Source organism: Inhella gelatinilytica, assembly GCF_016093295.1.
GTDB lineage: Bacteria > Pseudomonadota > Gammaproteobacteria > Burkholderiales > Burkholderiaceae_C > Inhella > Inhella gelatinilytica.
Genome location: NZ_JAEDAL010000010.1, coordinates 19367 through 32351 on the forward strand (window position 1 = coordinate 19367; position 12985 = coordinate 32351).

8 protein-coding genes are annotated in these 12985 nt (G+C 66.2%); 3 read left to right on the forward strand and 5 right to left on the reverse strand.

Annotation, left to right across the window (positions count from 1 at the left end):
- Positions 1-2: 2 nt before the first annotated feature.
- Both I7X43_RS15110 and I7X43_RS15115 read right to left on the reverse strand, forming a co-directional pair.
- Positions 3-5474: a PAS domain S-box protein gene (locus I7X43_RS15110; protein ID WP_198101787.1), complete on the reverse strand. Its 5472-nt coding sequence runs from the start codon at positions 5472-5474 to the stop codon at positions 3-5.
- A gap of 27 nt (positions 5475-5501) precedes the next feature.
- Entirely contained in the window at positions 5502-6980 is a 1479-nt protein-coding gene (locus I7X43_RS15115; RefSeq protein WP_198101788.1) for an NAD-dependent succinate-semialdehyde dehydrogenase, read from the reverse strand.
- A gap of 91 nt (positions 6981-7071) precedes the next feature.
- On the opposite strand from I7X43_RS15115, the gene alaS reads away from it, so the two are divergent.
- From alaS to I7X43_RS15130, 3 genes are all read left to right on the forward strand, one after another.
- Positions 7072-9702: an alanine--tRNA ligase gene (gene alaS / locus I7X43_RS15120; RefSeq protein WP_198101789.1), complete on the forward strand. Its 2631-nt coding sequence runs from the start codon at positions 7072-7074 to the stop codon at positions 9700-9702.
- Complete coding sequence (locus I7X43_RS15125; RefSeq protein ID WP_198101790.1) at positions 9699-10253, forward strand: GNAT family N-acetyltransferase; 555 nt, start codon at positions 9699-9701, stop codon at positions 10251-10253. The genes alaS and I7X43_RS15125 overlap by 4 nt, the downstream gene beginning before the upstream one ends.
- A gap of 67 nt (positions 10254-10320) precedes the next feature.
- Positions 10321-10689, forward strand: a complete 369-nt coding sequence (locus I7X43_RS15130) for a TraR/DksA family transcriptional regulator (RefSeq protein WP_198101791.1) — start codon at positions 10321-10323, stop codon at positions 10687-10689.
- On the opposite strand, the gene I7X43_RS15135 is transcribed toward I7X43_RS15130, so the two are convergent.
- From I7X43_RS15135 to I7X43_RS15145, 3 genes are read right to left on the reverse strand one after another with little or no spacing between them, the layout of a single operon-like run.
- On the reverse strand, positions 10690-11154 hold the full coding sequence (locus I7X43_RS15135; RefSeq protein ID WP_198101792.1) for a YciI family protein: 465 nt from the start codon (positions 11152-11154) through the stop codon (positions 10690-10692). It lies immediately after the preceding gene.
- Positions 11155-11164: 10 nt separating this feature from the next.
- Positions 11165-11464 carry a hypothetical protein gene (locus tag I7X43_RS15140; RefSeq protein WP_198101793.1) on the reverse strand — a complete coding sequence of 100 codons (300 nt, stop codon included), beginning with the start codon at positions 11462-11464 and terminating at the stop codon, positions 11165-11167.
- On the reverse strand, positions 11457-12920 hold the full coding sequence (locus I7X43_RS15145) for a peptide MFS transporter (protein ID WP_198101794.1): 1464 nt from the start codon (positions 12918-12920) through the stop codon (positions 11457-11459). Before I7X43_RS15145 ends, I7X43_RS15140 begins: the two co-directional genes overlap by 8 nt.
- Positions 12921-12985: the final 65 nt, after the last annotated feature.

The following is a 12985-nucleotide window of genomic DNA, read 5'->3' on the forward strand; positions in this document are numbered from 1 at the left end:
AATCAGCTCAGCGCGCGGCGAGCTGCCTCAAAGTCCAACGCGGCCAAGGCTTCATCGAGTGCCTCCAGGCGATCCCCGAGCGCGGCCTCCAACTCGGCGCGATGGCTGGCCACGAGGGTCAGCACGGCGTAATCGCCCGCGTCCACGGCCGCCCGAATCACTTGCAAGGGACGGGGTTCTTCGTCACCACGGGGCAACTCAGCCTTGTCGGCACGCGCGGCGGGGGTCTCCGCAGGTTCGGAGGCCACCGGCACGGGTGGCTCGTGCAGAGCCTGTGCCAACCGCAACAGCTGTCCCAAGCCGCTGTCGATCACCCCCGCCAACTCCTGGACCCACGCCGGATCGAGATCTTCCCCCGCCTTGGCGCGGTCTTCTCCGACTTTGCCCCACTTCGCCAACTCGTCCGCCGCCAGCGTGGCGGCCAAGCCCTTGAAGCTGTGCAAAGCATGCCGAGCGGCCTCGTGTCGATCGTCCCCAGTCATTTCACGCAACTGCGCAGGCAGAACCCGAGCCGAGCGCTCAAAACTGCGGCACATGCGCAGGTAGAGCTCCGTTTTACCCATGAAACGCTCCATGGCAGCCTGCAAGTCGATGCCCGCGGCGAGCCCTTCCGCCCGCAACTGCGGGTCCACAGCCGCAACGGCGGGCAGGGCTGGGGCGGGCTCGTCCTGCGCGGCGGCAACGGGGGTCGCCTCGGTTTGCACCCGTCCTTCTGTCATGCGGGCGATGAGTCGCACCAGTGCATCGAGCTCAAAGGGCTTGCCCACGTGGTCGTTCATTCCGGCGGCCAAACACTCCGCGCGGTCCGCGGGGGACGCGTTGGCCGTCATGGCCACGATGGGCAGATCGGTCAGGCGCAGCTCGTTGCGGATGGCCCGCGTGGCCGTCAAGCCATCCATGACCGGCATCTGCATGTCCATCAGCACCAAATCAAACCGCTGCTCCACCAGGCAATCCAGCGCCTGCCCCCCATGTTCAGCCAAGGTGATGAGCGCCCCTTCGTCCTCCAGGAGTTCTTGCGCCACCTGCCGGTTGGTGGGGTTGTCTTCCACCACCAGCAACCGAACGCCCCGCAATCGCTGGGCCCGAGCCGCGGGGGCCGAACTGGGGCCATGGCTGCGGGCCACGGACAGGGTCTCAGCCAACACGCCCGCCGTGATCGGCTTGATCAGGAAACCATCCCAATCGCCCGCACGGCCGTGCGCGCTGAGCTGCTCGCGCTCGGGCAGGGTGCCCATGCCCATGGCGATGACCCGCTCCGCCCCCGCCTTCGAGTCCTGGCGAACGGCCCGCAACCAAGCCAGACCATCCGGCGTCGCCAAGGTGTTGTCCACCAGCACGGCGTGCACCGGCCGCCCCTCGTCCATCTCGACCTGCCACAGGGTCTGCGCATCCTGCAAGTTCGGGGCCGCCAACGCCTGCCAACCCAACCCCTCCGCCATGGCTTCAAGGGCAGCCACCGCCACCGGGTTGTCATCCACCACCAGGACCCGCCAGTGGTGACTCACCGCCGGCGGCTCCGCCTCGACCACCACGGGCAGTTCAAGCGAAAAGCTGAAACGGCTGCCGCGCCCCAACTGGCTCTGCAAGTCGATCCCGCCGCCCATGGCCTGCACCAGCCGCTGGCTGATGGCCAGCCCCAGGCCCGTGCCGCCAAAGCGGCGCGTGGTGCTGGCTTCCGCCTGCGTGAAGCCCGAAAAGATGCTGGCCTGCTTGTCTTCCGCAATCCCGATGCCCGAGTCCCGCACCGAGAACTCCAGCCGCACGCGGTCCCCCAGGTCTGCCACCCGCCGCACGCTGACCACCACATCACCTTGTTCGGTGAATTTCACGGCGTTGCCACCCAGATTAATCAGCACCTGCTGCAGGCGCATGGCATCGCCCACCAGCCCTGCGGGGACCCGCGGGTCCACGTACAGCACCAGTTCCACGGGCTTGCGACCCACATTGCTGGCCAGGATGACGGCCAGGTTGCGCAGCAGGTCATCCACCTGGAAGGGGTGGGGGTCGAGCACCATCTTGCCGGCTTCGACCTTGGAGAAATCCAGGATGTCGTTGAGCAAGCCCAGCAGCGAGCGGGCCGCCCCTTCGCTGCGATCGGCGTAATCGGCCTGACGGGCATCCAGGGCGGTGCGACGCAACAACTTGAGCATGCCCAAGATGGCATTCATGGGCGTGCGAATCTCATGGCTCATGTTGGCCAGGAATTGGCTCTTGGCCACACTGGCTTCATTGGCCCGGTCGCGCTCCACGGCCAACTCCGCGTTGAGCGCTTCAGCACGCCGCTGCTCCGCCTTGAGCTCACTGATGTCCAAGGCCAGCACCACGAACCCCCGCACTTCGCCTTCCTGGATATCGGGCACGTAGTGCACGAGCATGGTTCGGGTGGTGTCCTGAAAGGACTCCATGCGCTCAAAGTTCTGCACTTCACCGCGCAGCACCGCCTCCAGGCGGGGACGCTCGGCCTCCACGAAGGCTGCACCGAACACGTCTTCCATGGTGCACCCGAGCATGCGCTCCGGCGTCCAGCCACACCACGTGAAGTAGCCCCGATTGGCGAACACGCAGCGCAAGCGACGCGTCCAATACGCAATCCGTCCCGGCACGGCATCAGCAACCAAGCGCAGGAAGCGCTCCTGCGACCGCATCAGTTCCTGCGCCCGTTTGGCCTCGCTGATGTCGATGTAGGTCGTCACCAACCCGCCCCCGGGCAAGGGGGTCCCGCGGACGTCCAGCGTCATGCCATTGGGCCGAGTCCGTTCAAAGTGGTGGGGCGCTTCGGCCTGGGAATACGCCAAATAACGATCCGCAGTTTCCGCGGCTTCGGGCCCGTCGCCGTAATCGCCCCGCTCCAAATTGAAACGCTGCAGGTCATGCAACGTCGTTTGGCCCGGAAGCATGAGCGAAGTGGGCAAATCCAGAAGCCGTTGAAACTCCAGGTTGGTGGTCTTGAGTTTCAGCTCGCGATCGAACACGATCAGCCCGCAGGGCAGGTTTTCCAGCACCGATTGCATCCAGGCCCGCTCCTGCTCGGCTTGGGCTTGCATCTCCCGCTCGTGGGTGATGTCCTGGTAGGCCCCCACGATGCGCAGCGGCCCGCTGTCGTCGAACTCCGCTTCGCCCACCGAGCGGACCCAAATGGTTTTTCCAAACGCATCTGTGAGGCCCAACTCCAAGTCCCATGCAGCAGCCTCTTGAACGGCCTCGCTCATCGCCTGCTTGAGTCGGTCGACATCGTCCGCTCGCACATAGGCCAGAGCTTGCTCCAGGCTCGGCTGCTTACCAGGACTCATGCCGTGGATACGAAACACTTGGTCTGTCCAGGTCAATCGGTTGTCTTGCAAGCTCAGTTCAAAGCCCCCGACCCGAGCCAATCGCTCCGTGCGATCCAGCATGACCTGGCGTACCCGCAACATATCCTCGGCGTGCCGCCGCTCCGAAATATCAAACGCCGTGCCCGCCAGGCGCAGCGGCTGACCCTGCGGCGTGTGCGAGACCACCATGCCGCGAATGGACACCCACACCCAATGGCCCTGAGCATGGCGGACCCGCGCCTCGACCTGGAAGTGCGGCTGCACGCCGTTCAAGTGACGCATCAAGGCGTCGCGCACGCGCTCCCCATCATCCGGGTGCAAACGCTGCATCCAGTTGACCGGGCCCACACCGGGCTCGGTGCGCCCGGTTTCCCCCAGCATGGCCGCGAAGCGTGCGTTGACTTGCCATTCACCGGTCTGGTAGTTCCACTCCCACGTCCCGGCCTGCGTGCCTTCGATGATGGCGTTGAAGCGCTCCCGCTCCGATTGCAGTTGATCTTGCGCTGCCCGGCTTGCGGTGATGTCAAAGCTCAACGCCAGATAGCGTTCGGACCGCCCATCTGCACCGGAAATCGGTGCCAACACGCTGTTGACCCAGAAGAGACTGCCGTCCTTGCGGCGGTTGCAGATCGGCCCGCTCCAGGTCTTTCCGGCCAGCAGCTGTTGCCACACCTGCGACCAAAAACCGGGGGGGTGGCGACGGGAATCGAGCATCGAAAACAGCGAGCCCACCAGTTCCGCTCGGCTGTAGCCGGTGAGGGCACAAAAGGCCTCGTTGACCTGGAGCAGGCGGCCCGCCAGATCTGTCTCGGCCACCAGCAGGTGCTGTTGAATCGTGCCGAGCCAGTCGTTGTGCTCCCGCACCGCGGCTTCCAGGCGTTGTGCCGTGTTGCGGCGGTCGGTCTGGTCGAGCACCAACACCACCGCGCCGAGATCTGAGGCCTCCACCGCGCTGATTTCGACATCCAACCACCGCACATGCCCCCGCCGGTCCAGGGTTTCCAGGTCGCGCACCTGCCAACCCTGATGTTCTTTGACCGCCGCCTCAATGGCCGACCGATCGCCACCCGCAGGCAGCTGCAGGGCGTCGCCCAAGGTCTGCCCCATGAGGGCCGGCAGTGCCGCCTCGGCCAGCGTTTGGGCGGCCGCATTCGCCCATTCAATGCGGCCGTTCCGGTCGAGGTTGAAGACCGCCTGCTGCGTGTACTGCGCCACCTGCGACATGCGCTCGAACTGGGCGGTCCGCAGCTCGCTCCGCGCCTGCCCACGCTCCCGGTGCCAGCGCGACCACCCCGCCAGGGCCGCCGCCAGAACCGCCACCCCAGCGCCGGTGAGCCAAAAAAACGCGCTGGGCGGCGAACCCGGTGGGGGAGCTGGCCCCAGTCGAGCCGTCCAACCGGGCAACCCGGGCAGCGCCCGGACTTCAACCGGCGTCGTTTTCAGTTGCCCCCAAACCGGCTGCTGGCCGTCATCGCGCAGTTCGAGCGCCAAGGACGCCTGGGTCCCGCCGCCCAATCCTTTCAGCCACTGTTTGGGCTCCAGGCTCATCAGCACCCAAGCTCGGGCGGGTGTGCCTGTGGAACCCGTCGACGCCGTTGCTTCGCCCCGGGCCATCAGCGGCAGAACGGCCCAAACGCGGCTGTCCGCACCCTGCCCCAAGCCAACGGCCAGTTGCCCCGACCCCGCAGCCCGGATCAACAACCGTCGCAGCGCCATTTGTGCCGCCAGCGCATGGTCGGAATGGCGGCCGGCCGGATGGGCGGAGCGGCTGACGAATTGCGCTGACTGCTCCGCCAGTTCGGCTCCGGCCTCCAGACTCACCCACTCCAAGCTTTGCATGCCCGGCGGCAGAGGGTCCAGCCCCCGTGCCTGCACCCAGGCGTCCAGATTGGGCACCGTCCCGGGCACTTGAGCCGCGGCCACGCGCACGGTGGCCAACACCTGGTGGACCTGCGCCAAGCGACGCTCCCAGTCCAACTGCACCGCTTCACCCGCTGCGCGCTGCAGGGTGGACTGCCCCATTTCTTTGTGCTGCCACAAGACCCACGAGCCCACGCCCACCACCACCGACACCAACAACAGCGCGGTGAGGGCGTCGCGCAGCGCCCGGGTCCACACCGGGCGCGGCACAGTTTCAGCGGGTTTCAAGTCGAATGACATAGGAGCGAGCTTGCCAATTGCCCTGCATTAAAGGCCCACACAGACCATCTTCAGATCCAGGTATTCCTCAATGCCCTGATGGCCCCCTTCGCGCCCATAGCCCGATTGTTTGACGCCCCCAAAGGGGGCTTCGGCACTGGCAATCAAGCCCGTATTCAGCCCCACCATGCCGTACTCCAGGGCCTCGGCCACCCGCAAACAGCGGCTGATGTCGCGGCTGTAGAAGTAGCTGGCCAAGCCGTAGTCGCTGGCGTTGGCCCACGCAATGGCCTGCTCTTCGGTCTCGAACTTGAACACCGGGGCGACCGGACCAAACGTCTCCTCCACGGCCACGCGCATGCGCGGGGTCACACCGGTGAGCAAGGTGGGGCTGAAAAATCCCGACCCCAAATCGTCGCGCGGCTGTCCGCCCACCCGCAGCTGGGCCCCTTGGGCGACCGCGTCGTCCACGTGCGAGCGAACCTTGGCCATGGCAGCCGCATCGATCAGCGGCCCCACCTGGGTCTCGGGTTGGTCGCCGGCTCCCACCACCAGGGCCCCAACCCGCTCCGCGAGTTTGTCCACAAAGGCGTCGTGAACGCCGGCTTGCACATAGAAACGGTTGGCGCAAATGCAGGTCTGCCCCGCATTGCGGTATTTGCTTTGGATCGCGCCCTCAACGGCCGCGTCCACATCGGCGTCGTCAAACACAATGAAGGGCGCATGGCCCCCCAACTCCAGTGACAGGCGCTTCAGTGTGGGGGCGCATTGCGCGGCCAGCAGGCGCCCCACTTCGGTAGACCCCGTGAAACTCAGGTGGCGCACCACGGGTGACTCACACCACAGCTGACCGATCGCGATGGAATCTTCTGCCGTCGCAGGCAATACCCCCAGCACCCCAGCCGGTAAACCGGCCCGCTGGGCCAATTCGGCGCAGGCCAAGGCCGTCAGGGGCGTTTGTTCCGCCGGCTTGACCATGACCGTGCACCCTGCCGCCAATGCCGGGGCCACTTTTCGCGTGATCATCGCCAAGGGGAAATTCCAAGGCGTGATGGCCGCGCACACCCCCACCGGCTGCTTCCAAACCCAATACCGCTTGCTCGCGTCACTGGCCGGGATGGTCTCGCCATAGACCCGCTTGCCTTCTTCGGCATACCACTCCAAAAAACTCGCGGCATAGGCCACTTCACCGCGGGCCTCGGCCAAGGGCTTGCCCTGCTCTGCGGTCATCAGGGCGGCCAAGTCCGCCGCGTTCTGGCGCAGTTGCTGGGCCCAGCGGCTGAGCAGCACGCCCCGGTCCCGCGCGCTTCGGGCCCGCCAGGCGGGAAGCGCCCGCTCCGCCGCGACCAGGGCCGCCTGGGCCTGCTCCGCCCCGCACCCCGCGACCTCGGCAACCCGCGCGCCATTGGCCGGGTTGTGCACCAACAAATTCGTAGAGCCCACCCCCCATTCGCCGTCAATCAAGCTGCTGGTTCGCAACAGGCTGGCATCATTGAGGGTTGGCAACGCGTGGGCAGGCTCGCTCATGGGGGGTTTCCTCCGGAAGAGAGCCACACTCTAGCCCGCGCCGTCCCGTTCCGAACAACCGATTCAGCTCCTCGCCGAGCTTGCCCGTGCCATGAAAGCCGCAGACATCCGCGCCACGTTCCTGAAGTTTTTTGAGTCCAAGGGCCACGCCGTGGTCGCCAGCTCGCCCGTGGTGCCCGGTGACGACCCCACGCTGCTGTTCACCAACGCCGGGATGAACCAGTTCAAAGACGTGTTCCTGGGCTTTGACAAGCGCCCCTACAGCCGTGCCGCCACCAGCCAAAAGTGCATCCGCGCCGGCGGCAAGCACAACGACCTGGACAACGTCGGCTACACCGCGCGCCACCACACCTTCTTCGAGATGCTGGGCAACTTCAGCTTTGGCGACTACTTCAAGAAGGACGCCATTGCCTTTGCCTGGGAGCTGCTGACCGTGCACTTCAAGCTGCCGGCCGACAAGCTCTGGGCCACCGTGTACGCCGAGGACGACGAGGCCTACGACATCTGGCTGAAGGACATCGGGCTGCCGGCCGAGCGCATCGTGCGCATCGGCGACAACAAGGGCGGTCGCTACATGTCGGATAACTTCTGGATGATGGGCGACACGGGCCCCTGCGGCCCCTGCTCCGAAATCTTCTTCGACCACGGCCCCGACGTGGCCGGCGGCCCCCCGGGCAGCGCTGAGCAAGACGGCGACCGCTACATCGAGATCTGGAACAACGTCTTCATGCAGTTCAACCGCACCGAAGACGGGGTGATGCACAAGCTGCCCAAGCCCAGCGTGGACACCGGCATGGGCCTGGAGCGCCTGGCCGCAGTGCTGCAGCATGTGCATTCGAACTACGAGATCGATCTGTTCGTCGCCTTGCTGGCGGCCGCCAAGAAAGCGGTGGACGAGGCCGGCGCCGGGGACTGCGACAAGGATTCGCCCTCGCTCAAGGTCATCGCCGACCACATCCGCGCCTGCAGCTTCACCGTCTGCGACGGCGTGATCCCCGGCAACGCCGGCCGCGGCTATGTGCTGCGCCGCATCGCCCGCCGCGCCATCCGCCACGGCTACAAGCTGGGCGCGCGCACGCCCTTCTTCCACAAGCTGGTGCACGCGCTGGTGCTGCAGATGGGTGAGGCCTACCCCGAGCTGCGCCAGGCCGAAGCCCGCGTGACCGAGGTGCTGCAGCAGGAGGAAGAGCGCTTCTTCCGCACCATCGCCAATGGCATGGAGATCCTCGAAGCCGCCTTGGCCAAGGGCGGCAACGTCGACGGCGACACCGCCTTCAAGCTGCACGACACCTATGGCTTTCCGGTCGATCTGACCGGCGACGTCTGCCGCGAGCGCGGCGTGACGGTCGATGAAGGGCGCTTCAACGAACTGCTGGAAGAACAGAAGACCCGCGCCCGCGAGGCCGGCAAGTTCAAGATGGCCCAGGGCCTGGCCTACAGCGGCGTGCCCACGGCCTTCCACGGCTACGAACATCTGGTCTGCGAAACCAGCCGCATCACTGCGCTCTACGTCGACGGCGCGGCGGTGGAGGTGGTGCGCGCCGGCGAGGACGCCGTGATCGTGCTCGACCACACGCCCTTCTACGCCGAAAGCGGCGGCCAGGTGGGTGACCGGGGAGAACTGCGCAACGCCAGCAGCCGCGTGGCCGTGCATGACACCCTGAAGATCCAGGCCGATGTGTTCGGTCACCACGGCTCGGTGGTGGAAGGTGAGCTCAAGATCGGCGACCCACTGGTGGCCAAGGTGGACGCCGAAGGCCGCGCCCACACGGTGCGCAACCACAGCGCCACCCACCTGATGCACAAGGCATTGCGGGAAGTGCTGGGTAGCCACGTCCAGCAGAAGGGCTCGCTGGTCAGCCCCGAACGCACCCGCTTCGACTTCGCCCACGGCGCTGCCATGACGGCCGAGCAACTCGCCCAGGTCGAGGCCCTGGTGAACGCCGAGATCCTGGCCAACGCCGCCGCCGAGGCCGCGGTGATGGACCTCGAATCGGCGCAGAAGAGCGGCGCCATGATGCTGTTCGGTGAGAAGTACGGCGAGACCGTGCGCGTCCTGACCATCGGCAGCAGCAAGGAACTGTGCGGCGGCACCCATGTGAAGCGCACCGGTGACATCGGCCTGTTCAAGATCGTCGGCGAAAGCGCCGTTGCCGCCGGCATCCGCCGCGTCGAGGCCGTCACCGGCGCGAACGCGCTGGCCTACCTGCAAACGCTGGAAGGCCGCGTGGCCCACATCGCCGCCAGCCTGAAGGTGGCGCCCGCCGAGGCCGCGAACCGCGTCGAGGGCCTGCTGGAACAGATCAAGCAGCTCGACAAGGAGCTGGCTGCCGTCAAGGGCAAACTGGCCTCAGCCCAAGGCGACACGCTGCTGGAGCAGGCGGTGGATGTGGGCGGCCTGAAGGTGCTGGCCGCCAAGCTTGACGGCGCCGACGCCAAGACCCTGCGCGACACCCTGGACAAGCTGCGCGACAAGCTGAAATCAGCCGCCATCGTGCTGGCCACTGTGGAGGGCGACAAGGTGCAACTGGCTGCGGCCGTCACGCCGGATGGCGTGGCCAAAGGCCTGAAGGCCGGCGAACTGGTCAACCATGTGGCCCAGCAAGTGGGCGGCAAGGGCGGCGGCAAGCCCGACATGGCCATGGCCGGCGGCACCCAACCGGCTGCGCTACCGGGGGCGCTGGCATCGGTCAAGGATTGGGTGGCGAGCAAGAGCGCGTGAGCACGACATCTGGACTGACGATCCGTCGCATTGCGATCGGCGATGCCAGCAGCATCGCAGCCGCGTTCGCCGATCCTGAGATGTACAGCGGCACCTTGCAGCTGCCGTATCCAGGCGAAGCGGGCTGGCGCACCCGGATTGAGGGCATGCTCGCCCCGGGCAGCAGCGACCACGTTCTGGTGGCCGAGCGCGACGGTCAGTTTGTCGGCATGGCCGGGTTGCATCCGGCCGGTGCATCGGCACGGCGCCGTCACGCCATGCACTTGGGCATCACCATCACGGCCACAGCGCAAGGGCAAGGCGTGGGTAAGCAGCTCATGGCCGCACTCATCGACCTGGCCGACAACTGGCTGGGCGTGTTGCGCCTGGAACTCACCGTCTATAGCGACAACGCCCGCGCCATCGCTCTCTATGAGCGTTTTGGTTTTGTGCGCGAAGGCCTGTTTCGGGGATACGGCTTGCGCAAGGGGCAGTACGTCGACACGCTGAGCATGGCCCGCTGGCACCCAACGCCACCCCGCGTGCCGGCTTCGCTTCTTCAGTCGGTTTGACCCAGTACAAAGTCAAAACCCGCTCAATTGGAGAGCATGGGGGCATCAACTTGGTTGGAGCCCTTTCATGAACAGCCCCCTCACCGCCGCGCAACAGGCTTGGATCGAAGCCGAGCTGCATCTGCAGCAGACCGCACTCGAACGCGAACAAACCTTGCAGTCCGGCGGTGTCAGCCGCGTGGAGCAAGCCGCTCAGTTGCTGGCCGACGACCCCGATGCCCCCCGCGAGCATGAAGGTGACCGCGAGGTGACTTTGGAACTGGCCGACCGCCTGATGGGCGACGCCCGCGCCCTCAACGACGCGTTGCTGCGACTGCGGGGCGGCGATTACGGCTTGTGCACCGATTGCGGCAGCAACATCCCCTTCGATCGTCTCAAAGCCCAACCCACGGCGCTACGCTGCATCGCCTGCCAGGAGCGGGCGGAGCAGCGCTGATCAAAACGGCGGCTTGCGCGCCAGTTTGGGCGCCCACTCGTTCACCAGCATCAGGGCAGCCGTGCTGAAGAATCGGTGGTATTCCGCCACCATTTCGCCCTGAACAATCACCGGGTCGGTCGCCACGTGCTGGCGCGCGGTGTCGATGTCGGGCACGGCCAGGATGAAGATCCCCCGCCGCCCTTCCACACCGTCCAAGGGGCCGGCCACCGCCAACACGCCCGCATCGGCCAGGCGCCGCATGTTGGCGAAATGGCCTTTGAACATGGCGTCGCGGGCTTCGCCCTTGGGCACCGGGGTGCCGCTGGACTTCAGGATCACCAAAACATAGGGGCGCATGCCTGCCTCGTTCGCCCCTGTGCGCTCGGCCAGCTGAGCGTCGTAGTTGGGGGGCTCGGTGGCAGAAACCGGGGTCGTCGCGCTGAACAGGCTCAGCGCCAACAGGGCAGCTTTGCAGCGGTGCATGGGGGGCTCCTCAGTCGGTGGAGGCTTCATTCCACCACGACGCCAACCACTCGGGTGGGCCCACGACGGTCAGGTGCAGGCTCAGCCAGTCGCCCTCCACCTGCTCGGTCAGGTCCCAAGACCAAACACCGCCCTCCTCGATCGGCCCCTGGGGCCCGGGTGCCTGCGCCGCCAGATCCCCGATCAAGCGCTGCGCTTCTTCGCGAGCGGCCTGGGTGTCCGCCGGGCGCACGCTGGCCAACCCTTCCAGGACCGCCATCCCGTCGGTGGTGTCGGACCGATCAAATGAAAAGTATCGAGGCTCAAGCACGCTCCGCGCCCCCAATCAGGCGGCGCAACCACGGGCGAAGGGCGAGCAAAACCGCACCCGTCACCAAACTGCCCACCCCCAGTTGCGTGAAGAGGGTGGAATAGGCCGGGTTGCTGGTCAGCGGCGAGCCATCCACCGGCTGCGCCACCCAGCCGGAAAAATCCCCCGCGAACAAGGAAGCCAGGCCGCTAACCAGCATCCAGCTGCCCATCATCAAGCCCTGATGCTGCGGCGGCGCCAAGCGCCCCACCATGGCATAGCCAATGGGCGAAATCAGCAACTCGCCCACACTCTGCAACCCATAGGACAGGGCCAGCCACTCAAACGCCACCCGACCATCGGGGGCCGCCAGTTGGATGCCAAGCGGCAACGCCAAGAAGCCCAGCCCCATCAACAGGAGCGAGGCCGCAAACTGCTGCGGCACATCCACCGGCCACCCGCAGCCGCGCAGCCGCGTGAACCACCCCGCCAGCAGAGGGCCGCCGATGACGATCACCACCGTGTTGATGTTCTGCACCCACTGAGGAGCGATGGTCATGCCCAGCACCTCCAAGCGAACATTGCCCACCGCAAACAGCTGCAGGCCGCTGGGCGCCATTTGGTACAGGGACCAAAACACCAAGGAGCCCAGGGTCAGCGCCAAAAAGGCCTGCATGCGCTGGCGCTCCGCCACCACCGGGTGGCGCCAGGTCAGGCCGATCAGGCCCAGCGCCACCAGCGCACAAAAGGCCTTCATCCCCAGCGCGGTGTCCGCCGGGTGACGCAACAACCCATCCAACACGGGCACCAGACCCACCAAAATGGCGACCCCCACCGCAAACCGCCCCCAAAAGGCGCGCCGCCCCGCTTGCAGCAAGGGCGTGCGCAAGTCCGCCAACCGATTCCAGTAGGCGAGGGTGAAGAGAATGGCCACGGCATTGCCGACCGTGGCAAACCAAAACAGCGCGCTGTACCGCTGGTCGAGTTGGTAGTGGCCCGCCACCGCATACCCGATGAAAAACCCCAGATTCATGCCCGCGTAGTTCCACAGGAAGGCGCCTTCCCGCCGCGGATCCTCGGGCTCGAAGCGCTGGGTGAGCATCATGTTCAGGCAGGTGACATTCAGGCCGCTGCCCGTCAGGAAGAGCGCGAGCCCCAGGTAAAGGCCATCGAGGCTGCCCCCGGCGATCGCCGCGCACCCGAACACCTGCAGCACCATGCCGCCAATGAAGAGGTTGCGGTTGCTCAGAAACCGCCCCCCGAGGTAGCCGCCAAACAGGTGCAGGCCGTAGTTGAAGGCACCGAAAAGGCCCATCATGAGTGCGGCCTGCTCGTTGTTGAAACCCAGCCGCTGGGTGACGTACAGCACCAGACTGGACTGCAACACGGCATAGCCCAGCGTGGAGAACATCTGAACGAAAAACAGCACGCCGGAGCCCGCCGGAATGCGCGCCAGTGAAGTCTTGAGGGATTGCATGGCGGCATTGTCCGGGGTCGGGTTGTGCCCCCTGGTGAGTCCAAACCCGCTCCCTATACTGGGTC